The sequence below is a fragment of the Streptomyces sp. NPDC004610 genome (assembly GCF_040609715.1).
Lineage (GTDB): Bacteria > Actinomycetota > Actinomycetes > Streptomycetales > Streptomycetaceae > Streptomyces.
Map to the genome: position 1 here is coordinate 163,469 of NZ_JBEXLA010000006.1, position 26,948 is coordinate 190,416.

At 73.4% G+C, this 26,948-nt stretch carries 24 protein-coding genes, 1 pseudogene and 1 riboswitch; of the genes and pseudogenes, 13 read left to right on the forward strand and 12 right to left on the reverse strand.

The annotated features are described in order from the left end of the window. The first annotated feature begins 110 nt into the window (after positions 1 to 110). Positions 111 to 1,460 carry a class II 3-deoxy-7-phosphoheptulonate synthase gene (locus ABZX40_RS08770; protein ID WP_355736817.1) on the forward strand — a complete coding sequence of 450 codons (1,350 nt, stop codon included), beginning with the start codon at positions 111 to 113 and terminating at the stop codon, positions 1,458 to 1,460. A 169-nt stretch (positions 1,461 to 1,629) separates the two neighbouring features. Beyond that, positions 1,630 to 1,881, forward strand: coding sequence for a (2Fe-2S)-binding protein (locus ABZX40_RS08775; RefSeq protein ID WP_355736524.1), 252 nt, complete (start codon positions 1,630 to 1,632; stop codon positions 1,879 to 1,881). Positions 1,882 to 1,906: 25 nt separating this feature from the next. Here ABZX40_RS08775 and bfr read toward each other — a convergent pair whose 3' ends face one another. Next, positions 1,907 to 2,389, reverse strand: coding sequence for a bacterioferritin (gene bfr / locus ABZX40_RS08780; RefSeq protein ID WP_355736527.1), 483 nt, complete (start codon positions 2,387 to 2,389; stop codon positions 1,907 to 1,909). A 182-nt stretch (positions 2,390 to 2,571) separates the two neighbouring features. Here bfr and ABZX40_RS08785 point away from each other — a divergent pair, with 182 nt between their 5' ends. Beyond that, positions 2,572 to 3,204 (forward strand): sulfite oxidase-like oxidoreductase, encoded by a 633-nt coding sequence (locus ABZX40_RS08785; protein ID WP_355736535.1) that lies wholly within the window; start codon positions 2,572 to 2,574, stop codon positions 3,202 to 3,204. Positions 3,205 to 3,225: 21 nt separating this feature from the next. On the opposite strand, the gene ABZX40_RS08790 is transcribed toward ABZX40_RS08785, so the two are convergent. Further along, positions 3,226 to 4,143, reverse strand: a complete 918-nt coding sequence (locus ABZX40_RS08790; RefSeq protein ID WP_355736820.1) for a deoxyribonuclease IV — start codon at positions 4,141 to 4,143, stop codon at positions 3,226 to 3,228. Between the two features lie 308 nt (positions 4,144 to 4,451). On the opposite strand from ABZX40_RS08790, the pseudogene ABZX40_RS08795 reads away from it, so the two are divergent. Continuing rightward, positions 4,452 to 4,673, forward strand: a pseudogene (locus tag ABZX40_RS08795) (hypothetical protein); the annotation flags it as partial. Between the two features lie 471 nt (positions 4,674 to 5,144). Here the strand turns inward: ABZX40_RS08795 and pknB are convergent. From pknB to thiO, 4 genes are all read right to left on the reverse strand, one after another. Beyond that, the gene (gene pknB, locus ABZX40_RS08800) at positions 5,145 to 7,073 is read right to left on the reverse strand and encodes a Stk1 family PASTA domain-containing Ser/Thr kinase (protein ID WP_355736538.1); all 1,929 of its coding nucleotides are present in this window, start codon (positions 7,071 to 7,073) and stop codon (positions 5,145 to 5,147) included. Between the two features lie 154 nt (positions 7,074 to 7,227). Further along, a complete protein-coding gene (locus ABZX40_RS08805; RefSeq protein ID WP_355736541.1) occupies positions 7,228 to 8,022 on the reverse strand; it encodes a thiazole synthase in 795 nt (264 codons plus the stop codon). A gap of 3 nt (positions 8,023 to 8,025) precedes the next feature. Further along, complete coding sequence (gene thiS / locus ABZX40_RS08810; RefSeq protein WP_355736823.1) at positions 8,026 to 8,277, reverse strand: sulfur carrier protein ThiS; 252 nt, start codon at positions 8,275 to 8,277, stop codon at positions 8,026 to 8,028. Between the two features lie 14 nt (positions 8,278 to 8,291). Then, complete coding sequence (thiO, locus tag ABZX40_RS08815) at positions 8,292 to 9,485, reverse strand: glycine oxidase ThiO (RefSeq protein ID WP_355736544.1); 1,194 nt, start codon at positions 9,483 to 9,485, stop codon at positions 8,292 to 8,294. Continuing rightward, positions 9,483 to 9,594, reverse strand: a riboswitch (TPP riboswitch). (Overlaps the previous gene by 3 nt.) A 52-nt stretch (positions 9,595 to 9,646) precedes the next feature. Between thiO and ABZX40_RS08820 the strand changes: the two genes are divergently transcribed. The 6 genes from ABZX40_RS08820 (at position 9,647) to ABZX40_RS08845 (ending at position 14,840) form a co-directional block, all read left to right on the forward strand. Then, positions 9,647 to 10,000, forward strand: coding sequence for a hypothetical protein (locus ABZX40_RS08820; RefSeq protein WP_355736547.1), 354 nt, complete (start codon positions 9,647 to 9,649; stop codon positions 9,998 to 10,000). Positions 10,001 to 10,138: 138 nt separating this feature from the next. Continuing rightward, positions 10,139 to 11,314: an FAD-dependent oxidoreductase gene (locus ABZX40_RS08825; RefSeq protein WP_355736825.1), complete on the forward strand. Its 1,176-nt coding sequence runs from the start codon at positions 10,139 to 10,141 to the stop codon at positions 11,312 to 11,314. A 119-nt stretch (positions 11,315 to 11,433) separates the two neighbouring features. Further along, entirely contained in the window at positions 11,434 to 11,799 is a 366-nt protein-coding gene (locus tag ABZX40_RS08830) for an Rv2175c family DNA-binding protein (protein ID WP_355736549.1), read from the forward strand. A 249-nt stretch (positions 11,800 to 12,048) separates the two neighbouring features. Continuing rightward, entirely contained in the window at positions 12,049 to 12,702 is a 654-nt protein-coding gene (thiE, locus tag ABZX40_RS08835; RefSeq protein WP_355736552.1) for a thiamine phosphate synthase, read from the forward strand. A 159-nt stretch (positions 12,703 to 12,861) separates the two neighbouring features. Then, the gene (gene metF / locus ABZX40_RS08840; protein ID WP_355736555.1) at positions 12,862 to 13,785 is read left to right on the forward strand and encodes a methylenetetrahydrofolate reductase [NAD(P)H]; all 924 of its coding nucleotides are present in this window, start codon (positions 12,862 to 12,864) and stop codon (positions 13,783 to 13,785) included. 56 nt (positions 13,786 to 13,841) lie between these two features. Continuing rightward, positions 13,842 to 14,840 (forward strand): hypothetical protein, encoded by a 999-nt coding sequence (locus tag ABZX40_RS08845; protein ID WP_355736558.1) that lies wholly within the window; start codon positions 13,842 to 13,844, stop codon positions 14,838 to 14,840. Between the two features lie 22 nt (positions 14,841 to 14,862). Here ABZX40_RS08845 and ABZX40_RS08850 read toward each other — a convergent pair whose 3' ends face one another. The 5 genes from ABZX40_RS08850 to ABZX40_RS08870 all read right to left on the reverse strand — a co-directional run bounded on the left by ABZX40_RS08850 (position 14,863) and on the right by ABZX40_RS08870 (position 21,508). After that, the gene (locus ABZX40_RS08850; RefSeq protein ID WP_355736561.1) at positions 14,863 to 16,401 is read right to left on the reverse strand and encodes an NAD(P)/FAD-dependent oxidoreductase; all 1,539 of its coding nucleotides are present in this window, start codon (positions 16,399 to 16,401) and stop codon (positions 14,863 to 14,865) included. Positions 16,402 to 16,482: 81 nt separating this feature from the next. Then, positions 16,483 to 17,106 carry a DUF4126 domain-containing protein gene (locus ABZX40_RS08855; RefSeq protein WP_355736564.1) on the reverse strand — a complete coding sequence of 208 codons (624 nt, stop codon included), beginning with the start codon at positions 17,104 to 17,106 and terminating at the stop codon, positions 16,483 to 16,485. 731 nt (positions 17,107 to 17,837) lie between these two features. Beyond that, complete coding sequence (locus ABZX40_RS08860) at positions 17,838 to 18,467, reverse strand: TetR/AcrR family transcriptional regulator (protein WP_355736567.1); 630 nt, start codon at positions 18,465 to 18,467, stop codon at positions 17,838 to 17,840. Between the two features lie 64 nt (positions 18,468 to 18,531). Next, entirely contained in the window at positions 18,532 to 20,643 is a 2,112-nt protein-coding gene (locus ABZX40_RS08865; RefSeq protein ID WP_355736570.1) for a YhgE/Pip domain-containing protein, read from the reverse strand. Next, positions 20,615 to 21,508: an ATP-binding cassette domain-containing protein gene (locus tag ABZX40_RS08870; RefSeq protein WP_355736828.1), complete on the reverse strand. Its 894-nt coding sequence runs from the start codon at positions 21,506 to 21,508 to the stop codon at positions 20,615 to 20,617. The genes ABZX40_RS08865 and ABZX40_RS08870 overlap by 29 nt, the downstream gene beginning before the upstream one ends. Before the next feature lie 235 nt (positions 21,509 to 21,743). Here ABZX40_RS08870 and ABZX40_RS08875 point away from each other — a divergent pair, with 235 nt between their 5' ends. From ABZX40_RS08875 to ABZX40_RS08885, 3 genes are all read left to right on the forward strand, one after another. Next, positions 21,744 to 22,298 carry an SAV_6107 family HEPN domain-containing protein gene (locus tag ABZX40_RS08875; protein ID WP_355736573.1) on the forward strand — a complete coding sequence of 185 codons (555 nt, stop codon included), beginning with the start codon at positions 21,744 to 21,746 and terminating at the stop codon, positions 22,296 to 22,298. A 430-nt stretch (positions 22,299 to 22,728) separates the two neighbouring features. Further along, positions 22,729 to 23,490 (forward strand): methyltransferase, encoded by a 762-nt coding sequence (locus ABZX40_RS08880; protein WP_355736576.1) that lies wholly within the window; start codon positions 22,729 to 22,731, stop codon positions 23,488 to 23,490. 287 nt (positions 23,491 to 23,777) lie between these two features. Next, entirely contained in the window at positions 23,778 to 24,173 is a 396-nt protein-coding gene (locus tag ABZX40_RS08885; protein WP_355736579.1) for a DUF3040 domain-containing protein, read from the forward strand. Positions 24,174 to 24,482: 309 nt separating this feature from the next. Here ABZX40_RS08885 and ABZX40_RS08890 read toward each other — a convergent pair whose 3' ends face one another. Continuing rightward, complete coding sequence (locus ABZX40_RS08890) at positions 24,483 to 26,948, reverse strand: DUF3488 and transglutaminase-like domain-containing protein (protein WP_355736831.1); 2,466 nt, start codon at positions 26,946 to 26,948, stop codon at positions 24,483 to 24,485.

The window sequence follows — 26,948 nt, forward strand, 5'->3', positions numbered from 1 at the left end:
ACCCCCGGCCACGGAGTCCACCGCGCCTGTCCACCGTGCGGGTGCGGCGTCTCACGTACTGGGCATGGCCCGGACACCCTGTTTGGACACCGTAGGGTTGTGGCGTGACCGTGAACGCTGATTCCCAAGCCGTCGCCGCTCAGGCGAGCTGGCGTGACCTGCCCGCGGCGCAGCAGCCCGAATACCCCGACCCCGAGGCTCTGCGCGCTGTCGTTGCGGAGCTGGAGTCGTATCCGCCGCTCGTCTTCGCGGGCGAGTGCGACCAGCTGCGCTCCCGTCTGGCGGCCGTCGCCAAGGGGGAGGCGTTCCTCCTTCAGGGCGGCGACTGCGCCGAGGCGTTCGACGCCGTCGGGGCCGAGCAGATCCGCGCCAAGCTGAAGACCCTGCTCCAGATGGGCGCCGTCCTGACCTACGCGGCCTCCGTGCCGGTGGTGAAGGTCGGCCGGATCGCGGGCCAGTACTCCAAGCCGCGCTCCAAGCCCACCGAGACCCGTGACGGGGTGACGCTGCCGACCTACCGGGGCGACTCCGTCAACGGCTTCGCCTTCACCGAGGCGGCCCGGATCCCGGACCCGGACCGGCTGAAGCGGATGTACCACGCCTCCGCGTCCACCCTGAACCTGGTCCGCGCCTTCACCACCGGCGGCTACGCCGATCTGCGCCAGGTGCACGCCTGGAACCAGGACTTCGTCCGCTCCTCGCCCTCCGGCCAGCGCTACGAGCAGCTCGCCCGCGAGATCGACAACGCGCTGAACTTCATGCACGCCTGCGGGGCCGACCCGGAGGAGTTCAAGACGGTCGAGTTCTACGCCTCCCACGAGGCGCTGCTGCTCGACTACGAGTCCGCCCTCACCCGCGTCGACTCCCGCACCGGGCAGCTGTACGACGTCTCCGGGCACATGGTGTGGATCGGTGAGCGCACCCGGCAGCTGGACGGCGCGCACATCGAGTTCGCCTCGAAGATCCGCAACCCCATCGGCATCAAGCTGGGCCCCAGCACCACGGCCGAGGACGCGCTCCAGTACATCGAGCGGCTCGACCCGGACCGCGAGCCGGGCCGGCTGACCTTCATCGTGCGGATGGGCGCCGACAAGATCCGCGACAAGCTCCCCGAGCTGGTCGCCAAGGTCACGGCCTCCGGCGCGACGGTGGTGTGGGTGACCGACCCGATGCACGGCAACACCTTCGAGGCCGCCTCCGGCCACAAGACCCGCCGCTTCGACGACGTCCTGGACGAGGTCAAGGGCTTCTTCGAGGTCCACAAGGCGCTCGGCACCCACCCGGGCGGCATCCATGTGGAGCTGACCGGCGACGATGTCACCGAGTGCGTGGGCGGTGGCGACGAGATCTTCGTGGACGACCTCCACCAGCGCTACGAGACCGCCTGCGACCCCCGCCTCAACCGCAGCCAGTCGCTGGACCTGGCGTTCCTGGTGGCGGAGATGTACCGGGACCAGTAGCGGGACCGGTAAGAGGCACAGCTGCTCACCGCCTATGACCTGGGGCGCGGATCGATGTGATCCGCGCCCCAGGGCACTTTTCGGCCGACTGAACGCCGGGTAAGGTTAGGTTAGCCTCACCGATCATCGGGACGGCGTCACTCATCGATCCCGGCGGGAGGTGGACCGCGTGTTTGTGTGCAGTTGCTTCGGCATCACCGAGCAGCAGGTCAAGCAGCACGCGGCGAACGGTGCCTGCACCCCCCGCCAGATCGCCTCCGCCTGCAAGGCGGGCACCGACTGCGGCTCGTGCGTACGGCGGATCCAGGCGCTGCTGGGCCGCGGGGCCTGCCCGCGCCGGGAGGCGGCCGACCAGGGTCAGGCGGTGCTCTCGGAGGTGCTGGCGCGCGGCGAGGGCGCCCGGCTGGACGAGGCGGCCTGAGCTCCGACGAAGGCTCCTGGCGTGCTCAGCTCGTCTCGGGCTGCTCGATGAGCTGTGCGATGTAGAGCGCCTCACCGAGCTTCTCCACCAGTTCCAGCTGGGTGTCGAGATAGTCGATGTGGTGCTCCTCGTCCGCCAGGATGTCCTCGAAGATGTTCGCGGACGTGATATCGCCCTTGGCGCGCATCACCTCGATCCCGCGCTTGAGCCGGTCGATCGCCTCCACCTCGACCTGCCGGTCCGCCTGGAACATCTCGGTGACCGTCTGTCCCACCCGGACATGGAACAGCCGCTGGTAGTTGGGCAGCCCCTCCAGGAACAGGATCCGGTCGGTGAGCGTCTCGGCGTGCTTCATCTCGTCGAACGACTCGTGCCGGGTGTACTTCGCGAGCTTGTACCAGCCGAAGTTCTCCTGCATCTTCGCGTGCAGAAAGTACTGGTTGATCGCGGTCAGCTCACCGGTCAGCTGCTCATTGAGGAACTCGATGACCTCGGGGTCGCCCTGCATCGCAGAGGCTCCTTCCGCGTAGGGGTGACGGGACTGGGGGGTTGCCGCCGCATGATTGCACCGGTGAGGAAGATCGTCCAGTAAGTGCGAGCTTAGTAAGTTAGGGCATGCTTACTGGGATTTGCCCGATTCTGGACCGGCCTGGTCAGGTGCATGGCCCCGGGTCTGTCAGGATGGAAGGCATGGGTCAGCCGGTGGAACGCGAATCAGCGGAAGCGAAGGGGTCGGAGCTTCCGCCGGGGCAGCGGATCCAGCGCGGCTGGCCGGTCACCCACTACGGACCCGTCCCCAAGTTCCGCCCCGAGCGCTGGGAGTTCCGGGTCTTCGGCGCCACCGCCGACGGCGAGAAGCACTGCTGGAACCACGAGGAGTTCACGGCCCTGCCGTACACCACCGTCGTGGCCGATCTGCACTGTGTGACGAAGTTCAGCATGCTGGGCGCCGAGTGGGGCGGGATACCGGCCCGGACCATCCTGGACATCGCCCCGCCCGCGCAGGAAGTCACCCATGTGATGGTGTGGGCCGAGTACGGCTTCAGCTCCAATCTGCGGCTCGCCGACTTCCGCTCCGACCGCGCGATCTTCGCCACCCACAAGGACGGCGAACCCCTCACCGCGGAGCACGGCTTCCCGCTGCGGCTGGTCGTCCCGCATCTGTACGCCTGGAAAGGGCCCAAGTGGGTCCGGGGCGTGGAGTACATGACCGCCGACCGGCGCGGCTTCTGGGAGGAGCGCGGCTATCACAACGTCGGCGACCCCTGGAAGGAACAGCGGTACTCCTACCAGGAGGGACCCGGGGAGGGTCCGGAGCTGTAGCTGGTCGCAGGCTGGGCGGGGCTAGACGCTGACCGGCACGGCGGCGGTGGTCGTCCGCAGGCGTTTCAGCCGGGCCACGTCCGCCGCGTGGCCCTCCTTGCCGCCCGGGGTCTCGATGATCAGCGGGACGCCCTCGGTCGCGGGATGGGCCAGCAGCGCGCGGAACGGCTCCTCGCCAATATGGCCGGAGCCAATGTTCTCGTGACGGTCCTTGTGGGCGCCGACCACATCCTTGGAGTCATTGGCGTGGATCAGTTTCAGCCGCCCCTCGCCGACCGTCCCCACCAGCAGATCCAGCGTCTGGCGCATGCCGTCGGGGCCGGTGAGATCGTGTCCGGCGGCGAAGGCATGACAGGTGTCCAGACAGACGCCGAGCTTGGGATGGGCGTCCAGCGCGTCGAAGTACGGCCCGAAGTCCCAGGTCCGGGAGCAGAGCGAGGAGCCCTGACCGGCGGTGGACTCCAGCAGCAGACAGGGGTCGTCGTCCCGGGTCAGCTCGTCCAGCAGGGGCAGCAGATACCGGCGTACCTGCCGGAGGGCGACCGATCGTTCCCGGCCACCGGTCGCGCTGCCGGTGTGCACCACGACCCCGAGCGCGCCGATCTCCCGGCCCCGGCGCAGGGAGTGCCGCAGCGACTCCGCCGACCGCTCGACGGTGGCGGGGGTGTGGGAGCCGAAGTTGATCAGATACGGGGCGTGGACGTACACCGGGATCGACTCCGCCGCACAGGCCGCCCGGAACGCGTCGTCCTGCCGGGGGTCGCCGGTGGGGGTGGCCCAGCCGCGCGGGTTGGCGACGAAGACCTGCACGGTCTCGGCCCCCAGCTCCCGGGCATACGCCAGCCCGACCCGATCGAGCCCACCGGCGACGGGGACGTGGCTGCCGATGGGGTTGCGGGGGTGGGCGGGGGTGGTGGCGGGGACGGTGGCGGGGGTGATGCTCGGTGTGATGCGGGGAGGGGTGGGGGGAGGGGGGCTGGGGGTGGTGCTCGGTGTGGTGCGGGGAGGGGTGCTGGGGGTGGTGCTGGGGGTGGTGCTCGGGGCGGTGCCGGGAGGGGTCCTCGGGGTGCTGCTCGGGGACTGCTGTTTCTTCACTCGGCCAGGGTTTCATGGGGGTGGGGGGCTGCGGGTGGGGGGCTGCGGGTGCGGGTGCGGGTGCGGGTGCGGGTGGTGGAGGCGTGGGCCGGGTGGGGCGGTGGTTCGTGAAGGTCGGGGGTGGGGGTGAGTGCCGGGGGCGTGGCGGGTGGATGGCGCGGGCGGTACGGGAGCTGGACGACCCGGAGGTGTCGGCGGGGGCGTGGCCGGTGGCCCTGGTGGTGCTGGAGCAGCGGCTGCGGCCGGACGCGGGGGACACTCTGCGGTACTTCGCCGGTCAGGATGTCCGGGCGAAGGTGATCTCCGGGGACAACGCGGTCTCGGGGAATCTGGGGCTGACGGGTTCGGTGGTGGACGCGCGGGAGCTGTCGGCCGGGGGCGGTGGATGGTGGTGGCGTGGTGGCTCAGCGGGTCGTGACGGTAGCGGTCAGGTCGGTGGATCGTGACGGCAGCGGTCGGGCCGGTGGATCGCGGTGGCCAGGCGGGGCCGGTAAGCGCGGCGACCGGAGGTGAGGGCTCAGCGGATCGTCACGGCTGGAGTGGGACCGGCGGGTCGTGTCGGCCGGGGGGCGCCTCGGGTGGGGGTCAGCGGACGTGCGGGCCGGGGCGGGGTCAGCGGATGCTGGCGGCCGGGCGCGGGGCCGACAGAGGTCGGCGGCAGTGCGCGGCAACTCACCGGAGGGTGACCGCGGCGACTCACCGGACGGTGACCATGGCAACTCACCGGAGGGTGACCGCCGCAGCCCACCGGACGGTGACCGCAACCGTCCGGCCACCGTCCGGCCACCCTATCCGGCACGGCCGGGCGCGGCAGCCGCAGAGCGTGACCGTCGAGCGCCCGGCGCTCAGCGGATCGTCAGCGTGATCGTGGACCCCTGCGGAGCAGTCTCGCCGGGGTTCACCGACTGGTCGCTGACCGAGTCGCCGAACAGGCCCAGCAGGCCGCGGTCCTCCTCGACCCGGAAACCGGCGTCCTCCAGGGTCTGCCGGGCGGCATCCACGTTCTCGCCGGTCACATCCGGCACCTCGATCATCCGGGGCCCGCTGGACAGGGTCAGCGTCACCGCGTCGCCCTCGGCGAGGCGCGTGCCCTCGCCCGGGGTCTGCCGGGCCACCGCGCCCGCGTCGATCTCGGCGGAGTCGACCCGCTCGGCGGCGATCCGCACCGTCAGCCCGGCCTCGACCAGCTCCGCGCGGGCGTCCTCCAGTTCCTCGCCGGTGACGTCCGGGACGTCGACCGGGGCGCCCTTGCTGACCACCAGGGCGATGGCCGAGCCCGCCCGGCGCTCGGTGCCGCCGCGCGGGTCGCTGTCGATGACCGAGCCCTCGGCGATCTCCTCGTGGAACTCCCGGGTCACCATGCCCGGCTCCAGGCCCTCGTCCGTCAGCAGGGCCCGCGCGTCCGCCAGCACCATGCCCTGGACATCCGGCACCCGGACCGTCTCCGGGCCGTCGGACACGGTCAGCGTCACCGAGTCGTTCTGCCGTATCCGGCCGCCGGTCCCGGGGTCGGTGCTCATCACCGCGCCCCGCTCGACGGTGTCGCTGTAGGCGTGCCGGACCTCGCCCACGTCCAGCCCGGCGTCGCCCAGCCGGTCCCGGGCCTCGGCCTCGGTCTGCCCCAGCACCGCCGGGACCTGGGTGAACTGGCCGGAATTGATGTACCAGACGCCCGCCCCGACCCCGAACACCAGCAGCACGGCCGCCACCAGCGTCAGGGTCAGCCGCCGCTGCCGGGCGGTGCGGCGGCGCGGGGGCGGGGGCGGCTCGGCGGCGAACCGGCTGGTGCGGTGGAACTCGTCCGGCTCGTCCCCGTCGACCGGCAGCGGCCGGGGCACGGTCAGCGCCCGCGGGATGACACTCGTCCGGTCCAGCGCGTTGTCGTGCGCCTCGGCCCGCGCCTGCGGCGGTACGGCGTCGAGCTGGGCGTCGGTGAGCCGGCCACGGGCCTCGCGGACCCGGGCCAGCAGCGCCACCGCGTCGTACGCCCGGATCTCCGGGTTGCGCGCGGTGGCCGCGGCGACCAGTTCGTCCAGCTCGTAGGCCAGGGCGGGCACCCGGGCCGAGGGCGGCGGGACGTCCTCGTGGAGCGCCTTGTAGAGCACCTGGGCCGGGGTCTCCCCGGCGTGCGGCTTGCCCGCGGTGAGCATCTCGAACAGCATCACCCCGCACGCGTACACATCCACGCGCGCGTCGGCCGTGCCGTGCTCGATCTGCTCCGGGGCGAGATAGGAGACCGTGCCGAGCACCGCGCCGGTGGTGCTGGTCACCGCGTCCACCGACCGCACCAGGCCGAAATCCGCCACCTTCACCCGGCCGTCGTCCCCTATGAGGACGTTCTCCGGCTTCATGTCGCGGTGCACGAACCCCGCGCGGTGGGCGGCGCCCAGCGCGGCGAGGACCGGCTCCAGGATGTCCAGCGCGGCCCGCGGCTGGAGCGCCCCGCGCTCGCGCAGCACGTCCCGCAGGGTGCATCCGGCCACGTACTCCATGGCCAGATAGACATACGACCCGTCGGTGCCCTGGTCGAAGACCTGGACCACATTGGGGTGGGCGAGCCGGGCGACGGACTTGGCCTCGCGGATGAACCGGTCCACGAACGAGGCGTCGGCGGCCAGCGTCGGGTGCATCACCTTCAGCGCGAGCACCCGGTCCAGGCGGGTGTCCACGGCCCGGTAGACCGTGGCCATCCCGCCGACCGCGATCCGCGCGTCGACGCGGTACCGGCCGTCGAGCAACTGCCCGATCAGAGGGTCCTGGAGGGTCGTGTCCACGCTGGTGAGTCTACGATCCGGCACTGACAGCACCGTCCGTTCCACCGTTCGGGTGACACACTGCCACAGACTTGTGACCGGGACGGGACGGTACGGGCGGTACGTGCCGGGTGGCCGGAAAGGGCCGTACTGGACAGGTCCGGGCCGGGGCCGGTCAGAACGCCGGGCGCTCCGGGTCCAGGTCGGCGCGGCCGTCCGCCGGGGAGGACGCCTCGGCGAAGTGCCGCCTCGGGATCCGCCCCGCCCGCCGGGCCAGCCGCCCGGCCTCCACGGCGTGTCGCATGGCGTCGGCCATCAGAACCGGCTCCCGCGCGCGGGTGACCGCCGAGGCGAGCATCACCCCCGCGCAGCCCAGCTCCATCGCGAGCGCCGCGTCCGAGGCCGTCCCGGCGCCCGCGTCCAGGATCACCGGCACGCGCGCGTGCTCCACGATCAGCTGGAAGTTGTGCGGGTTGCGGATACCGAGCCCGGAGCCGATCGGCGAACCCAGCGGCATGATCGCCGCACAGCCCGCGTCCTCCAGCCGCCGCGCCAGCACCGGGTCGTCATTGGTGTACGGCAGTACGGTGAAACCGTCGTCCACCAGGGTCTCCGCCGCCTCCAGCAGCTCGATCGGGTCCGGCAGCAGGGTGCGCTCGTCGGCGATGACCTCCAGCTTGACCAGATCCGTGCCCAGCGCCTCGCGCGCGAGGCGGGCGGTGAGGACGGCCTCGCCCGCCGTGAAGCACCCGGCGGTGTTCGGCAGCACCCGGATGCCGAGCCGCTCCAGCACCGACAGCACCGAGCCGTGCACCTCGGGGTTGACCCGGCGCATCGCGACCGTGGTCAGCTCGGTGCCGGACGCCACCAGGGCGCGTTCCAGCACATCCAGGCTCGGGGCGCCGCCCGTGCCCATGATCAGCCGGGAGGCGAAGGACGTCCCGGCGAGGACGAAGGGGTCGTCGGCCATGGCTCAGCCTCCCTGGACGGCGGTCAGGACTTCCACCCGGTCGCCGTCGTACAGGGCGGTCGCGGCCCACCGCCCGCGCGGGACGACGGTCTCGTTGAGGGCGGCGGCCACCCCGGAGGGCGCCGCGGTGAGGGTGCGCACCAGCGCGTCCAGCGCCGTGCCGGGGGCGATCTCGCGGGGCTCGCCGTTGACGGAGACGGTGACCGGGGCGGGCGCACCGGCGGCGGGGCCGGTACCCGTGGCGGCCGGGTCCATGGGGCTCGTACGGTTCATGCGGGCTGCTCCGTGAGGGCTGCGGCGGTGAACCGCCGGGGTGTGAAGGGGCGGGCTTCCCCGGGGAGTTCACCGGTGACGAGGGCGTGCGCCAGGGCGTCGCCGGTGACCGGGGTGAGCAGGACGCCGTTGCGGTAGTGCCCGGTCGCCAGCAGCAGTCCGGGCAGGTCGGTCGGGCCGAGCAGCGGGGCGTTGTCCGGGGAGCCGGGGCGCAGTCCCGCGCGGGTCTCGGTCAGCGGCAGTTCGGTGATGCCGGGGATCAGCTCATGGGCGTCGCGCAGCAGCTCGTACACCCCGCCCGCGGTGACCGTGGTGTCCCAGCCCTGTTCCTCGCTGGTGGCGCCGACGACGAGTTCGCCGTTCTCGCGCGGCACCAGATAGACATTGCCGCCGCGCACCACCGCGCGCACGGTACGGCTCAGGAAGGGCGCGTACGGCCGCGGCACGGTCAGCCGCAGCACCTGCCCCTTCACCGGCCGCACAGGGGGCCGTACGGCGTCCGGGACGCCCGCGAGACGGCCGCTCAGGCTCCCGGCGGCCAGCACCACCTGCCCGGCGGCCAGCTCGGTGCCCGCGCGGGTGACGACCCCGGTGGCGCGGTCCCGGGCCACAGACAGCCGTTCGGCCCAGTCCCGGTGGAAGACCACCCCGGCCCGCTCACAGGCCGTCACAAGGGCCGCCGAGAGCCGTCTCGGGTCGATCTGGTGGTCCCCGTCGACCCGCAGCCCGCCGCGCACCCCCGGTGCCAGCATCGGCTCCAGCCGGCGGCAGTCCCGCCCGGACAGCCACTCCGACGCCAGACCGGACTGCCGCTGGAGGATGTGCAGTTCGCGCAGATGCGCCCGGTCATCGGCGTCCAGGGCGACGGCCAGGGTGCCGCAGCGGCGGTAACCGAGGTCCTGGCCGGTGAGATCGGTCAGCTCGGCCACGAAGGCGGGGTAGCGGTCGGCGGAGGCCAGATTGAGGCCAAGCAGGGTCTGCTCGCCGTGGTGCAGCTCGGTGACGGCGGCCAGCATCCCGGCCGCCACCTGGGCGGCCCCGCCGCCGGGCGCGGGATCCAGCACGGCCGTGGCCAGCCCGCGCTGCGCGGCCCGCCAGGCGGTGACCAGCCCGATGATCCCCCCGCCGACGACCAGGACGTCGGATGCCGGCGAGAGTGTGCCTGAGTGTGCGTGGGTGTCGGACGGCATGGGCGTTCGGCCCCTCCCTTCGCCGGCATGACCCGGATCAGGTTCGTACGGTCGGAGGCCGCCAGCCTCCCTCTCAGCCCGGTGCGTCCGGGCTCCCGCGAGTGCTCTACGTTGGGCAGCCTAGCCCGTGCCACCACGCCTCTGTAAGGGAGCCCGCGCCGATGCCCCGCTCGCTGGACGGTGTCGTCCTCGCCCCGGTCGCCGATCAGGCCCCAGGTCAGGTGGGCACCCGCACCCGCTTCGCCTACCACGAGCACAACGGCGAGATCTGGGCCGAGTACACGGGCGGGGACGTGGTGCGCGGGTTCCTGGTCGGCACGCGCGCGGGGGACCGGCTGGACTTCCGCTACGTCCAGCTCAAGACCGACGGAACGACCTCCTCCGGTCACTGCGCGTCACGGATCGGCGAACTGCCCGACGGACGGCTGCGGCTCACCGAGACCTGGGAGTGGGAGTCCCAGGAGGGCAGCGGGACGAGTGTGGTCGAGGAGATCGCCGACGCCGGGACGGGGTAGGAGCACCGTGTGCGGGACGCCACGCGGGCGGACCCGGCTGACACATCGTCAGGTGCCTACAGTGATCGGGTGAGCGTGGACAGAGAGCAGACGGCGGCGACCGGACCGGCCCGGCGGGTGGTCGTGGTGGGTGCCGGAATGGCCGGGGTGCAGACGGCGGTGGCCCTGCGTGAACAGGGCTTCACCGGGACCGTGACCCTGATCGGCGCCGAACCCCATCAGCCCTACGACCGTCCCCCGCTGTCCAAGGCCGTCCTGCTCGGCAAGGCCGAGGACTCCGCCTTCGACATCGACTTCGCCTCCCTCGGCATCGAGCTGCGCCTCGGCCACGAGGCGACCGGCGTCCGGCCCGCCGACCACGAGCTGGACACCACCCGGGGACCCGTCCCGTACGACGTCCTGGTGCTGGCCACCGGCGCCGAACCGATCCGCCTGCCCGGCACCCGGGGCGTGCCCGGGGTGCATCTGCTGCGCACCCTGGACGACGCCGCCCGGCTGCGCCCGGTGCTCGCCCGCCAGCACGACATCGTGGTCGTCGGCGCCGGCTGGATCGGCGCCGAGTTCGCCACCGCCGCGCGCGAGGCGGGCTGCGCGGTGACCGTCGTGGAGGCCGCCGACCGGCCCCTCGCCGGTGCCCTGCCCGCCGAGGTCGCCGCGCCCATGACCCGCTGGTACGCCGACAGCGGCGCCGATCTGCGCACCCACGCGCGCGTGGCCCGGGTCGAGCCCGGCGCGGTCGTCCTGGACGACGGCTCGCGGATCGCGGCCGGCGCGGTCGTCGTCGGCATCGGGGCCCGGCCCGCCACCGCCTGGCTGACCGGCTCCGGCATCGAGCTGGGCACCCACGGCGAGGTGGTCGCCGACGCCCGGCTGCGCGTCTCGGCCCCCGATGTCTACGCGGTCGGCGACTGCGCGTCCTTCCCCTCCGCCCGCTACGGCGAGCGCCTCCTCGTCCACCACTGGGACAACGCCCTCCAGGGCCCCCGTACGGTCGCCGCGAACATCGTCGAGGACGGGCACACCGACATCGTCTACGACCCGGTGCCGTACTTCTGGTCCGAGCAGTTCGGCCGCTTCGTGCAGTACGCCGGACATCACGCCGGAGCCGACAGCACCGTCTGGCGCGGTGACCCCGAGGGCCCCGCCTGGTCCGTCTGCTGGCTGCGCGGGGGACGGCTCGTCGCCCTGCTGGCGGTGGGCCGCCCGAGGGACCTGGCCCAGGGGCGGCGGCTGATCGAGGCGGGCGCCACCCTGGACCCCGGCCTGCTCACCGACCCGGCCCGGCCGCTGAAGTCGGCGGTCCGCACCGGCTGAGACCGAGGGCCGGGACCCGCCTGGACCGGCGGGCCGGACCCGCCGGGGAGGCGACCCGGACGGCCGGGCGGACGCCGCTCGGCTACCGGCTGTCAGTCCCAGATGGCAGTCTTGGTGACGTGACCGAGATTGACGCAAAGATCGATGTGCTCGTCCCCGCGTGGCTGACCCTCCCCGACATCGCCGAACAGCTCGATGTCGAGGTGACCCGTGTACGGCAGCTGGTCAAGGAGGGCCAGCTCATCGCCGTACGCCGGGGTGAGAACCGCGCACTGCACGTCCCCGCCGCCTTCATCGACGGGGACAAGGTCGTCAAGGGCCTCGCCGGCACCCTGACGCTGCTCAGGGACGACGGCTTCACGGTCGAAGAGATGATCCAGTGGCTGTTCACCCCCGACCCGAGTCTGCCCGGCACCCCCGCCCAGGCGCTGAGCGAGAACCGGGGTACGGAGGTGAAGCGGCGCGCCCAGGCGCTCGCCGTCTGATCCGCACCCGCACCCACACGCAGAGCCGAACACCGTCAGGCGTACGGACCACGACGGCCCGTACGCCCTGAACGGACCCATCCGATCCACCTGATCCATCCGCTCCACCTGATCCACCTGATCCATCCGCTCCAGACATGCATCCACACCGAGCCGCGTACAGCCATGTACGCGGACCATCACCTAGACAGGGATCGATCCGGCCCGCGCGGTTCAGCGGGCCGGATCGCGATCCGGGGGGACTCCTAGATGCCCGACCCCGTGGCCGCGCGCGAGCGGCTCGCCGACGCCCGGCTCTATCTGTGCACGGACGCCCGCAAGCGGCAGGGCGATCTCCCGGAGTTCCTGGACGCCGCGCTGGCCGGCGGTGTCGACATCGTGCAGCTGCGCGACAAGGGCATGGAGGCCGCCGAGGAGCTGGAGCATCTCGCGGTCCTCGCCGACGCCTGCCGGCGGCACGGCAGACTGCTCGCGGTCAACGACCGCGCGGATGTCGCCCACGCCGCCGGGGCGGACGTGCTCCACCTCGGGCAGGGCGACCTCCCGGTGCCCGCCGCGCGGGCCCTGCTCGGCCCCGAGGTGCTCATCGGCCGCTCCACCCACGCCGACGGCGAGGCCGCCGCGGCTGCCGTCCAGGACGGCGTGGACTACTTCTGCACGGGCCCCTGCTGGCCCACCCCCACCAAGCCGGGCCGCCACGCCCCCGGCCTCGGGCTGGTCCGGCACACCGCCGGGCTGGGCACCGACCGGCCCTGGTTCGCCATCGGCGGCATCGACCTGGCCAACCTGGACGAGGCGCTGGACGCGGGCGCCCGCCGGGTGGTGGTGGTCCGCGCGATCACCGAGGCGGACGACCCGGGCGCGGCGGCGGCGGAGTTCGCCAAGCGGCTGCGGGGGGCCTGAGAGCGCCTCGCGCCCCGCTCGGGGCCGCCTGGAGAGCCGATGTGGTTTCGGCCACGCAGTTGTCCGGGTTCTGTCCAAGGGGTGGACGGCGACCGGGCAAATCGGGCAAATTTCCGGACTCCGGTTGGGGTGCCGCCGAGCCGCCACTAACCTGCCGGTATGGCCTTCGGAACCGCGTCCACCAGGACTGACCGCGCCCGCACCGTGCGTGACATGCTCGCCACGGGCAAGAAGACGATCTCGTTCGAGTTCTACGCGCCGAAGACCGCCAAGGGCGAGCGGAGCCTGTGGAACGCGCTGCGCAGGGTCGAGGCGGTCGCGCCCGACTTCGTCTCCGTGACCTATGGCGCCGGCGGCTCCACCCGGGCCAGCACGGTCCGGGAGACCCAGCAGATCGTCGCCGACACCACCCTCACCCCGGTCGCCCATCTCACCGCCGTCGACCACTCCCTCACCGAGCTGCGCAATGTCATCGGGCAGTTCGCGGACGCCGGCATCCGCAACATGCTCGCCCTGCGCGGCGACCCGCCCGGCGACCCCATGGGCGACTGGATCGCCCACCCGCAGGGCCTCATGTACGCCGCCGAACTGGTCCGGCTGATCAAGGAGTCCGGCGACTTCTGCGTCGGTGTCGCCGCGTTCCCCGAGATGCATCCGCGCTCCCTCGACTGGGACAGCGATGTCGCCCACTTCGTCGACAAGTGCCGCGCGGGCGCCGACTACGCCATCACGCAGATGTTCTTCCAGCCCGAGTCCTATCTCCGGCTGCGCGACCGGGTGACGGCGGCGGGCTGTGCCACCCCGGTGATCCCCGAGGTCATGCCGATCACCAGCGTCCGGCAGCTCGAACGACTCCCGAAGCTCAGCAATGCTCACCTTCCGTCCACCTTCAAAGAGCGGATCCTCACAGCGAAAGACGATCCGGCGGCTGTACGCTCCATGGGAATCGAGTTCGCCACGGAGTTCTGCGCGCGACTGCTGGACGAAGGCGTCCCAGGACTGCACTTCATCACGCTCAACAACTCCACGGCGACACTGGAGATCTACGAGAACCTGGGTCTGCACCATCCACCGCAGAGCTAGACCGGTCGCACTCACATACGCCACACTGCGTAGCGGCCACAGGGAGAGGGGCGTACATGGGCTGGACGGTCCTCTACATCGCGTTCGGCATCGTCGCGTTGTGGCTGCTCGGTGAGGTGCTGCTCCAGTACAAGGCGCGGCTGCGCTGGCGGCTGCTGGCGTTCGGCGGCTTCCTCGGCGTGGTCGTCGGGGTGCTGATCCCCTCCGTCGTGGTGATCGGACTGGGCGCCGCCGCGTTCGCGGTCGGACAGACCTATGTCACGCTCTCCTTCCGCCGCGGCTTCTCGGCCGGCTGGGCGGTCAACGGCCGCGGGCCCGGCGGCAGCAAGCGCCGCCGCGGTGAGCCCGAGCACCAGGACCCCACCCTGGAGGTCTCCGACCTCCGGGCCGCCGGAGACTACGGCGACTTCGACCGGCCACGCGACGACACCGGCCACCAGGGCGACGACGCCTACGCCACCGGCGAGCGCCCCGCCTTCCCCCCGCACCAGGACGGCTACGAGCGCGACGACGTCTTCACCCCGGCCCGCGCCACCGCCCCGGCCGCCGAGGGCGCCTCCGTCTACCAGCCGCAGCCGATGCCCGACGACACCGGCTCCTACGGCGTGTACGCCGACACCGGCTCCCACGCGACCGCGAACCAGCCCCAGGACCAGTACGCGGCCACCGCCCAGGGCGCCGACCCGAGCTACGGCTACGACGGCTACACCGGCTACGACCAGCAGCAGTACGGCTACGACCCGGGCAACCAGCAGCCCTACCCGCCCTACTCCGACCCGTACATCGGCCAGGCGTACGGCTCCGGCCCCGGGTCCGGCTACGACACCGGCGGCTACAGCCAGCAGTCCTACGACCAGCAGGGCTACGGCCAGGACCAGTACGGCAACGGCTACCCCGACGGCACCCCGCCCGGCGGCGTCTGGGTCCCCCAGCAGCGCAACACCGACGACCCGTACGGCGGCGAACTCCCCCCGGAGCAGCCGTACCCCTACCAGGGACAGGACGACGGGCAGCAGCCGCAGGGCAACTCCTACGACGAGCGCTACCGCTTCTGAGCGGAGCGGCGCCCCCGGCCGGTCACTGGGAGCCCCGGAAGTCCGGGCCCTCCACGATCAGACCGGCCACCAGCGCACCCGACATCCCGGCGTGGGCGAGTCCACCACCGGGATGGGACCAGCCGCCGACCGTGAACAGGCCCGGCAGAGCGGTGGAGTTCGCCGGGTGGAGCTGTCTTCCGTCCGCCCCTGCCAGGGCCGGTGCCGGGACCGCGCCGCCCGCCGCGCCCGTCACCTCGGCGATGTCCGCCGGGGTGCGGACCTCCCGCCACAGCAGCCGGTCACGGAGCCTGGGGACGGCCCGCTCGGCGGTGCCGATCAACTGCTCGGCCAGGGCCTCAGCGGCAGCGGCCTGACTCCCCGCCGGGACCGTGGCCGTGAGCGTCACGGCCTCATGACCGGCGTCGGGGGCCGTCACCGGATCGTCCGGGCGCAGCACGGTCACGGTGAGCCCGCCGCCCGGCACGGTCGCCGCGAGTCCGCCCCCGCCGGTTTGCCCGGTCCCCGGGGCGGCCGGGTCCCCGAACACCGCGGCCAGTTCCCCGTCACGGTCCCGCGCGTGCACCACCGTGCGCGGGGCGGTGCCCTCGGGGCGGGCGCCGCGCAGGGCGAGCAGCACGGTCAGCCGGCTCGGCAGCCCCCGCCGGGGGGCGGGTTCGGCGCCCTGCCGGGCGGTCCCGGCGATCCGCTCCAGCGCGCCCGGAGCGACCCCGGCGACCACGAAGTCCGCCTCCACGACTGTCCCGTCGGCCAGCTCCACGCCCGAGGCGCGGCCGTCCTTCTCCCGCACCCGGCCGACCTCGGCACCGAACACGAACTCCACCCGGCGGGCCAGACACCGCTCGTACAGGGCGGTGGCCAGCTCCCGCAGGCCCCCGCGCACATACCAGGTGCCAAAGGCGTGCTCCATGTACGGCAGCACGGCCGCGCTCGCCGGTGCCGTCCGCGGATCCAGGCCATGGGCCACGGCGTGGCTCTCCAGCAGGGCCGCGAGCCGGGCGTCACACAGCTCCCAGGCGCCGACCTCGGCCAGTGTCCCGGCCCGGCGGGTGCGCAGCACGCGCTTGTGCGGCACCGACGGGTAGGGCTCGCGCCCGGCCAGCACCCGCCAGTTCGGCCACAGCGGCTCCTCCAGGAGCGGTCTGCGGGTGCGGTCCCACGCCTCCCGGGCGCGCACCAGGAAGTCACCCCAGCGGTCACCCGCGCCCGCGCCCAGGCCCTCGTCCAGCGCGGCCATCACGCCCGCGCGCGAGGCGTTGGGCAGCGACACCGAGGTGCCGTCCGCGAAGAGATGCCGGGACGAGGGGTCCACCTGGACCAGCTCGACACACGCCTCCAGCGCCTCTCTGCCGGTCTTCAGGAACAGATCCCGGTAGACCGCGGGCAGCGTCAGCAGGCCCGGTCCGGTGTCGAAGCGGAAGCCGTCCCGCTCGTACCGCCGCACCGCGCCGCCGTAGGTCTCCGCGCGCTCGTACACCGTCACCCGGTGGCCCGCCACGGCCAGCCGGGCGGCGGCCCCCATCGCACCCATCCCGGCGCCGATCACCACGATCCGTCCCATGCCCGCGACTGTAGCGGCCGGCACTGACAACGTCCCGGTCAGCCCGGTGGAGCGCCCTCTCCGCCCGGTGGAGCACCCCGGTCAGCCCGGTGGGGCCGGTCCCGCCCGTTCGCCCGCCGCGAGCCGCCGCTCCTCCCGGCGCTGGGCCCGGCGGCGCCAGAACCGGCGGATACGGGAGACCAGGAAGTACAGCACGACCAGACCGAGCAGCAGCAGGACACCCGCGATGATCGCCGCCGCCTCCGGATGGAAGATCGCGAACGTCACGATCCCGCCCACCCCGAGATCCTCGGCCAGGCTGAGCAGCACATTGCTCACCGGCTCCGGCGAGCTGTTCACCGCCATCCGGGTACCGGCCTTGACCGCGTGGCTGGCCAGCGCCGTGGTACCGCCGAGCGCGCCCGCCGCCAGCTCGGACATCGAGGCACTCTGCCCGGCGAGCAGCGCGCCCACCCAGGCGCCCGCCGCCGGGCGGATCGCGGTGTGCGCGGTGTCCCAGACCGAGTCGACGTACGGGATCTTGTCCGCGACCGCCTCGCACAGGAACAGCACGCCCGCCGTGATCAGCACCTCGGGGCGTTGCAGGGTCTCGGGGACCTCGTCGCTCAGCCCGGTCGCGCCGAAGAAGCCGAGCAGCAGCACCACCGCGTACGCGTTGATACCGCTGGCCCAGCCGCTGGTGAAGACCAGGGGGAGTACGGACACGGGGGCGATCGTAACCAGTGCGGTCCGATCCGGCCTGGGGTCGCGGGCGCAGACCTGAGTATCTGTACCTAGGGCCGGAGATGAGTAGCCGCGCGGATGGGGCCCGACCAGCGGGAACGAGAGAGTGGAGACACGGAAAGGGGCAAGGCGCCGGCACCGCCGACACGGGGCGGCGGAACGGCGCCGCCCTGGACCGCTCCTTCCGCCGGCCCGGGTCGGCGGGAGCGAGACAGGGGGACCGTGGGGGAGACCGCACGGGGATCGACGGGGGGACACGGGGGACGGGGGAAACGGGGGCAGGGGGAAACCCGGGGGAATGGGGGGACGGGGGACCAGGGGAAACGGGGGATCGGGGGATCCGGGGGGATCGGGGGGTGGGGAACACGGGGGAGCGTCGGTTCGGTGGTGGCCCGTCGGGGGGCGTGGCCATCTTCGGACCGGCGCTTTCTCGCGTCTGCGTCTGCGTCTGCGGGGCCGGGGACGGGGGCGGGCGGCGGCGACGGACCGTCGCCCTGACCTGATTCCTCGTATCCCTGAATCCCCGCATTCCCGCGCCCGCGCGGGGACGGCCTGTCCGCCCACAGTCCCCCGCCCCCGTACCCGCCCCCGTCCGCGCGGGAGCCGTCCCGGACGGGACGCCGCTCCACGCGCGCGGGGGCCCGACGGCGGGCGGCGGGATGGCGTAGAGGATCGTCGTCGCCGCTCCCCGCGCGCGGGGGCCCGACAGACCGTCAGGGTCTGCCGCTCACCCGGCCCTGGAGGAGGCGGGACAGCGCCGCGTGGACGTCGTCCAGGGAGCGTTCCGGCTGGAACGCCTGCCAGTCCAGGGCGGCCACCAGCACCATCCCCACCAGTGCCGCGGCGGTCAGCGGGATGTCGATCTCCTCGCTGAACTCGCCGCTGTCCACCCCGCCGCGCAGCACGTCCTCCACCACCGCCACGGCCTGCTTGCGCACCACCAGCAGGGTCGACTGCCAGGCCCGGTTCGTCCGCCACAGCTCGGCCACGTACAGCTGGGTGAAGGCGGGGTACGTGGCGATGAACTCCAGGCCCGCGCGGATCATCGCGTCCAGGGCGTCCACCTGGGAGCCGCCCTCGCGCGCGGAGCGCTCCGCGGCCTCCCTGAGGGACGCGGTGAGCAGGCCCACCCCGTGCCGCAGCAGCTCCTCGAAGAGGACCGACTTGCTCGCGAAGTTGTAGTAGACCGTCCCCTTGGCGACCCCGGCCCGTTCCGCGATCTCGTCCACGGTGGTGGCCGAGAAGCCCTGTTCGGCGATGAGCGTGACGGCCGCCTCGTAGAGCTTCTGCCGGGTGGACTCGCGGCGGGCCGCCGCCCCCGATGTGGCGCTGCTGCTTTCCATGGCTCCGATTCTCACAGCACCGGCCCCCGGGGCGGGCGCCGACGGGGGAGTGGGGGCGGCCGGGTCACAGACTCAGCTCCGGGTGCAGCCGGTCCAGCGTCCACACCTGCTTGCGGCGGGCCGACAGCGCGGTCAGCGCGAGCGCGCCCAGGGTGAACGCGGCCAGCACCGCGCACGCCTGCCACACCGGGCCCAATCCGCCGCCGGTGATCAGCCGGCGCAGCGCCTCGACCACATAACTCATCGGCAGGAAGGGGTGGATCGCGGCGAAGAAGCCCGGACTGGTCTGGACGGGGTACGTGCCGCCCGCCGAGGTCAGCTGGAGCATGAGCACGGCCAGCACCAGGATCCGCCCGGCGGCCCCGAAGCGGGCGTTCAGCCACTGCACGATCGCCGCGAAGCAGCCCGTCACCAGGAACAGGAACCCGACCGTCCCCGCCGTGCGGGCCGGTTCCAGGCCGACCAGCCAGTGCAGCACCGCCATCAGGGCCGTCACCTGGGCCGCGCCGATGGCCAGCACCGGAAGCCAGCCCGCCAGCGCGATCCGCCACGCCGAGCCGCCCGCGGCCAGCGCCCGCCGGTTCAGCGGCGCGATCACCATGTACGCCACCATGGCGCCCACCCACAGCGACAGCGGGATGAAGTACGGGGCGAAACCGGTGCCGTAGTTGGGCGCCTTGTGCAGCGATTCCGAGGCGAGCCGTACGGGGTCGGCCATGACCTGGGTACGGTCGTCTCGCTCGGCCCGGTCGTAGTCGGGGATGCGGGCGGCACCGTCGTGGAGGCCGCCGGCGAGTTCGCCGGAGCCGTCGACCAGTTTGAACATGCCCCCGCTCAGGTCGTCCGCACCGCTCTTCAGATCGCCGACACCGGTGTCCAGGTCGACCGCGCCGGTCTCGGCCGTACCGAGCCCCTTGTGGAGCTTCTCGGCCCCGGCGGCGACCTCTCCGGCGCCCTTGTCGAGGGCGTTGATCTTCGTGACGGCGTCGTCCAGGTCCTGCGACAGACGGGGGGCGTCGTCGGCGAGCGCCTGGGCCTGCTTCTCCAGGTCGGCCAGGTGCCCGTCCAGCCCCTCCAACTCGTCCGCGCGCTCCGACACCAGGGTGTCCAGCCCGTCGGCGAGGTCGGCGACCTCGGCCGCCGCGTCCACCGCGGGCTTCAGCTCCGCGCAGACCGGGTCCGGGCCGCCCGCCGGGTCGGCGCCGTCACCGGGGGCGGGTGCCTCGCAGCGCGCGCGGTAGGTCCCGGCGAGGCGGTCATGGGCCTCGCGGGCCTGTGTGGCGGCACCGGGGGCCCGCTCCTCCAGGGTCCCGAGGTTCTCCCGGATCGTCCCGGCCGCGTCCGCCACCGACCGGGCGGTCTCGCCGATGCCCCGCTCGTTCGCCGCCAGGAACGGTCCCACCGTGCCGGCGATCCCGTTGACCTTGTCCGCCAGCGCCCGGGTGCCCTCGGCGACCTTCGCGGAGCCCGCCTCCAGATCGGCCGCGCCAGTGCTCAGCTTCCGCAGACCCGACGACAGATCGCCGCTGCCCTCCTTGGCGTCCTTCAGCCCGTCCGCGAGGTCCTGGGAGCCCTTCTCGGCCTTCCCCAGGCCGCCCTTCAGCTCATCGGCCCCGTCCGCGGCCTTCACCGTCTCGCCGTGGATGTCCGAGAACGAGATGAAGATCTTGTCCAGGAACGACCGCGACGCCTTCGTGGACGCCGCCGTCCGCACCTCACCGAACACCGTGCGCGAGATCTGCCCCACGATGTAGTTGTTGGCATCGTTCGTACGCACCCGCAGGGCGCCCGTCTCCGGCGTGTCGCCCTCGCTGGAGGCGATGTTGCGACTGAAGTCCTCCGGCAGCGTCAGCGACAGGTAGTACCGGCCGTCCTCGACGCCCGCGCGGGCGTCCTCGGCGCTCACCTCACGCCAGTCGAACACCGCGCTGTCCCGCAGCCCGGCGACGATGTCGTCCCCCGCGCGCACCCGCTCGCCGCCCGCGGTGGCGCCCCGGTCCTCGTTCACCAGCGCCACCGGAAGCCGGTCCAGCCTGCTGTACGGGTCCCAGAAGGACCACAGATACAGCGCCCCGTACAGCAGAGGCAGCAGCAGGACCGCCACCAGCGCGGCCCGCGGCAGCCGTCCCCGCCCGAACCGGCGCAGCTCAAGCGCCGCGAGTTTCGGCGAACGCATCGCCCGTCTCCTTCGTCCCGGTGTCGTGGGTGGGGGCAGCGCCGCCCGCGCCTGCTGATGCCTGGGCCGTGTCCGCTTGTGCGCGTCTGTCCGGTGCCTCGCCCGCGTCCGCCTGCGCGCCTTCACCCGGTGTCTGCGCCGCGTCCGGCTGCGCGTGTCCATCCGGCGTCCCGGGCGTGTCCCGCTGTGCCGCTCCCGCGCGCGTGGGGACCACCTGCGTGTCCTCCGGGGCCTCGCTGCACACCGCGAGGACGGTCGTCCCGGACGCGGCGACCGAGCGCAGCATGGCCCACGCCTCGGCGCGTTCGGCGTCCGGGAGCTTCAGATCGGTGTCGTCCACACCGAGCAGCAGCGGACACCCGATCAGCGCCAGTGCGACGGACAGCCGCAGCGCCTCCAGCCGCTCCAGATCGCGTACCGCGGTCCGGGCGCCCTTGGGCAGTGCCGCGCTGTCCAGTCCGGCGGCGGCCAGCGCGGTGTCGATCCGCAGTCGGGCCTCAGAGCCCCGCTCGGCGCGGGGCCCCAGTAGTCCGCGCAGCGAACCGCCGAACCGGCGCTGGAGCAGCGCCCGTTCGCGCAGATGCTCGCCGACGGTCAGGGCGGGCTCCAGATCGGTGACGCCCTGGACATGGGCGACGGCGCTGACCCGGCGCAGCGGGGCGAGCCCGCGCGGCAGCCGGGCCCCGCACACGGTCGCCGTTCCCTCCGTGGCCCGCATCCTCCCGGTGAGCGCGAGCAGCAGACTCGTACGGCCCGTGCCGGACGGTCCTTCGAGCGCGGTGAGCGAACCCGGTCCGGCGCTGAACGAGAGGTCGCGGAAGACCCAGCCGCGCGGCCCCTTCAGCCCGAGGCCGCGCACCTCGATCCCGCCCGCTTGCCCGGCTTCCCGGGTGGCCCCGACTTCCCCCAACGCTTCCCCCCTGGGACAGGGGCCGGCCCTGAGACAGCCGCCCCAACGTTTGTACTGACTGGTCAGTCCAAAAGCTAGCCCGAACCTGCGATCGAAGCAAAACCGCAGGTCAGAACGGATTGTCAGTGGCATACCGCACGATGGACACATACGGCCACAGAGCCGTCACACAGACGACAGGAGGTTCGTCATGGCCAACTCGTCCGCAGCCGCCGCAAGCCGGCGTCGCGCCCCCGGCCCTGCCCCCTCACTGACCGGCCCGGCGAGCGATGTGCACCCGGTACTGCGCCGGGCCACGGCCCCGCCCGCCGCCCTCGACCTGCTCGCCCAGGCCCGCGCCGGACTGGCCGAGGCCGCCGTCCTGGAGACCTCCAACGAGCGGTACGCGACGGCCCATCTCGCCGCGCTGCGCACCGCCGCCGCGGTCCTCGCCGCCCGGGGCCGCCCGGAGACCGGCTCCCGGCGCCGGGCCCGGATACGCAGCGCCTGGGAAGTGCTGCCCGAGATAGCCCCCGAGCTGACCGAGTGGAGCGCGCTCTTCGCCTCCGGGGCCCCGCGCCGCGCGCGGGCCGAGGCGGGCATCCAGGGCGCGGCCACCCGCCGGGACGCCGACGACCTGATCCGTGATGTGGCGATGTTCGTCCGGCTCGTCGAACGCATGCTGGTGCTCCAGCCGGTCCTGCCCGCGCCCCGGCAGGACGCGGACGGTCGGGCGGGGGAGAGCGAGATGCCGGATGCGGGGTGAGCGCTCCCGTCCTTCCGGCGGGGCCGGGCCGCCCAGCCGATCCTCCGCCGCCGCGTGCCCACCGATCGCCCTCGCCGGTGCGCCCGCCGATCGCCCTCGCCGGTGCGCGCGCCGATCCTCCCGCCGGTCCGCCCACCTACTCTCCCGCCGGTGCGCCCGGCGGTGGGCCCAGCAGGGCGGCCCAGCGAGGCGGCGCGGCAGGGCAGCGTGGAGGCGCGGCGGGGCGGGGCGGCGTGGCGCGGGGCCCGGACCAGGCCCGGTACCGGCCCGGTACCGGCCCCGCCCGGCACCGTGATGGCCTGGTCCGCCGGCGCAGGCAATAGGGTGGGTGACGCCTGAAAGGTCCTCCGCCCGGCACACCCCGGCCAGGAGGGCGAGCCCGTTCGCGCCGCCGTCCCCAAGGCGGTGCCGCGCCGAGGAGTCAACTGCCGTGTCGGACCCGACTCGACCCCGCGCCTCTCTCCGTACCGCCGTGGTCTGGGACGTCCTCCAGGACGCTCTGGACCGCAGGGTCAAGGCCACCGGCCGGGACGCCCTCGACGTCCTCGACACCGGCGGCGGCAGCGGCAACTTCGCCGTGCCCCTGGCCCGCCTCGGCCACCGGGTCACCGTGGTCGATCCCAGCCCCAACGCGTTGTTCGCGCTGGAGCGCCGGGCCGCCGAGGCCGGGGTCGCCGAGCGGGTCACCGGCGTCCAGGGCGACGCCCACGGGCTCTTCGACGTGGTCGAGCGCGACCGCTACGACGCGGTGCTGTGCCATGGCGTCCTGGAGTACGTGGACGACCCCGCCGAGGGCCTGCGCAACGCCGTCGCGGCCCTGCGTTCCGACGGTGTGCTCAGCCTGCTCGCCGCCGGGCTCGGCGGTGCCGTGCTGGCCCGCGCGCTCGCCGGGCACTTCACCGAGGCCAGGCAGGCGCTGACCGACCCGGACGGCCGCTGGGGCGCCGGTGACCCCGTGCCGCGCCGCTTCACCGCCGAGCAGCTGACCGCGCTCGTCGAGGGCGCCGGCCTGCGCGTCGGCGCCGTGCACGGCGTACGGGTCTTCGCCGATCTGGTGCCCGGAGTGCTGGTGGACACCGAGCCCGGCGCGGTGGACGCGCTGCTGACCCTGGAGGCCGCGGCGGCCGAGCTGCCCGCGTTTCACTCGGTGGCCACGCAGCTTCATGTGCTCGGAGAGACCCAAGGGACGTGAGCGACGGCGGGCCACTGCCGTGGCGCGGCGCTGATCAGGGCTTGAGCATCGATGGAGTACGCCACAGGCCCCCCGATCGGGCGCTTGTCGCCGTATGATCGAGGGAGACCGCTCCGGCATGACGGGTCGGCCGCCGGGGAATGGAAGCCTCAGCGAGCCGGGACGCTTCATGGCGGAATCCGGTTGGCCAAATGGCGCAGAGGGGCGGGTTTCACGGGGGCGATTCCCTGCCTATCCTGAAGGGACCCCCCGGGTCGCCCCGGCGACTGCACGATGAGGAGGACTCCGTGCCGCTCTCGGAGCACGAGCAGCGCATGCTCGAGCAGATGGAGCGAGCGCTGTACGCCGAAGATCCCAAGTTCGCGACAGCGCTTGAGGGAAGCGGGCTGCGCACGTACACCCGGCGACGGGTCTACCAGGCGGTCGCCGGCTTCCTCGTAGGTATCGCGCTCCTCATGGCCGGAATGGTCGCCAAGCAGGAATGGCTCAGTGTGGTGGGGTTCCTCATCATGCTGGGGTGCGCGGTGCTCGCGGTGACCGGCTGGCGCAAGGCCCCCAGACCAGGGGAGCAGGCCGCTGCCGGCCCCCAGGCCCGCCGTCAGGGACGCCAAAGGCGTTCCATGATGGACCGGATCGAGCAACGCTGGCAGCGCCGCCGGGACGAGCAGCAGGGCGGCCAGTGACCCGCACGCTCACTTCCATGTGACGTCATGCGCATGAGGGGCCACCGTTCCACCGACGGCGGCCCCTCACGCGCGTTCTCATGGGTGTCGTGTCGCCGCCGTCACGCCGGAGGCCCAGGCAGGCCGCCGTCATACCGGCGGGGCAAGCCCTTGAGCCCGCCCCACCCGCCGCCGGTCCCGCCCCATCCCGTCCCGCCCCCCCGTCATGCGGAAGGCCCGAGCCGATGATCCGGCTCGGGCCTTCCGCATGTCTCGGACGCTGTCTCGCGGACCGCGCCCCGCGCGCCCCGCCGGGCAGCGCCCGCCCGCTCAGCCTCCCCGCGGTCCCGAAGGGGACGGCTTCGGTCGGCGGATCAGGCCCGCCCAGCGGTCCGCCACCCGGATGCGCAGGGTCGTCACCCGGTCGGACAGGGACCACACCGCCCGGATGGCCGAACGCGGGGCCAGCAGTGCCCGCAGCCGGGCCCGGCGGTTCGCCCGGGAACGCAGGGCGAGACGCAGCCGGCGGACATCGTCGGCCAGGCCCGGTACGGCCCCCGGCTCGGGGGCGAACAGCACCTGCTCCACCGCTCCCGCCACCCGGTGCACCGACGCGGCGGCGGCCTCGTCGACCTCGCCCAGCCGGACGATCCGCGCCGCCGCCTTGCGCGGGGTGAGCGCCTCGTCCGGGACGATGCCGAAGTCCCAGGCCGTGTCCGTCAGCTCCTGCCACACGGCGAGCACATGACCGGCGGCCGGTTGCCCGCCCGGTGGGGAGTCCAGCCGGATCCCCGGTCCCGGTTCGGGTCCGTCCGGGGCGGCCGGGCCGTGCTGCGCGGACGCGAGCCGTACCGTTCGCCGTCTGATCCGCCAGAGCATCGGGGCCAGCGGCACGGCCAGCACCGCCAGGCCCAGCAGGGTCCAGCCGATGATCTGGTACCAGGGCGGTCCACCCGACCCGGTGGTACCGGCGGCGCTGGGTGCCGCGCTGTCGCACACCTCCAGCCGCTTGTCCTCCGCCGAGCAGCTCGGGCTGCTGGACGGCTCCTCGGACGGCGCCGCCTGCGACGGACGCGCCGTGTCCTCCGTCTCCGGCACCGTCGTCCCGGGCAGGTCGGGCAGCGTGTACGAGGGCGTCGAACCCCGGCTCGGGGTCGGCTCGAAGCGGGTCCAGCCCACGCCCTCGAAGTACAGCTCCGGCCAGGCGTGCGCGTCCCTCAGGCCCACCGCCACCGAACCGTCCGCCTGCATCGTGCCCGGCGCGAAGCCGACCGCGATCCGGGCCGGGATGTCCAGCGAGCGGGCCATCGAGGCCATCGCGAAGGAGAAGTGGACGCAGAAGCCGCGCCGGTCCCGCAGGAACCGGGCGATCCCCTCCGACCCGCTGCCGACCTCGACCTCCGTGTCGTAGGTGAAGCCGCCGTTGAGGGCGAAGTACTCCTGGAGCCGGACCGCCTGCTCATAGGGGTTCTCGGCGCCCTGGGTGATCTCACGGGCGGTCTGCGCCACCACCGGCGGCAGTGAGTCCGGCAGCTCGGTGTAGTCCTGCTGGAGCTGCGACGGTGCCTCGGGCGCCTGCGCCAGCTGCTCCGCCGTGGGGTTCACATCGAGGCTGGTCACCTCGTAGGTCTGGCCGCCGGTGTTCTGGCCGTGGTCGCCGACCAGGGTCATGCCCACCGGCTCGTACCGCCACTGGCCCTCGATGTCGATCGCGCTCGGCGGGTACGGCATCGGCAGCCAGTCCTGCTCGTACCACTCGGCCGCCGTGATCTGGGTGGTCACCTCCGTGCGCGCCACGTCCGCGGCGAGCCCGGCCGGGGTGGGCAGATCCTCCGGGACCTGGACGATCCCGCGCTTGGCGGGGCGCCAGGTGGTGCCGTCGAACTCGTCCAGGGAGACGATCCGCAGATACATGTTGGACAGGTCGTCGGAGTCGGTGCGCAGGGTCAGCACCGTGCGGTCCTCGTCGACGTTGAGGCTGTCGCGGAGCGAGACCAGGGGGTTGACCGCGGAGATGGTGCCCCCGCCGCCGTTGCCCGCGCCGACCCCGCCGCCCGCGTTCTCCAGCAGGCCCCCGTCCATCGAGGGCAGGGCCAGCGGCACCACCAGGGCGATCCCGAGGGCCACCACACCGATCCGCCGCCCGGTGCGCACGGGGGCCGCCGCGCCGCCGCTGTCGGGGGCGGGCCCGCCGGGGGGACGCGGCCCGCCCGCGAAGACCCGGCCCCACTGGGAGAGCCGGTCACGGCCCTCGGCCAGCAGCAGCAACAGATAACCGGCCGCCGCGATCAGGAACCACACCCAGCCGCCCGAGCCGTCCGACAGCCCGGCCGCCACCGAGTACAGGGCCAGCAGCGGCAGCCCGGCCGGGGCCGCGCTGCGGAACGTCACCGCCAGCACATCGACCAGCAGCCCGATCACCAGCACCCCGCCGACCAGCATCAGCTGGATGCCGTCCGACAGCGGGGCCGGTATCGCGTACCGCTCGACGTCGTTGGTGCCCGCCTGGAGCAGGTCCCCGAAGCGCTGGAACGCCTGCGGGCCCGGGATCAGCCCGGCCAGGGCGTACTCGCGGGCGAAGGACAGGGTCAGCAGCACCAGCGAGACCAGCACCTGCGCGCCGATCGTCATCCAGCGCGCCAGCGGCACCCGACGGGCCGCCATGCCCACCCCGCTCTGCACCAGCAGCAGCACCGCCCCCTGGAGCAGCCAGCCCGGCGACTCCACCAGCGGCAGCAGGGCACAGGACGCCATCAGCGTGGCCAGTGCCGCCATCAGCGCCATCCGCGCGCGCAT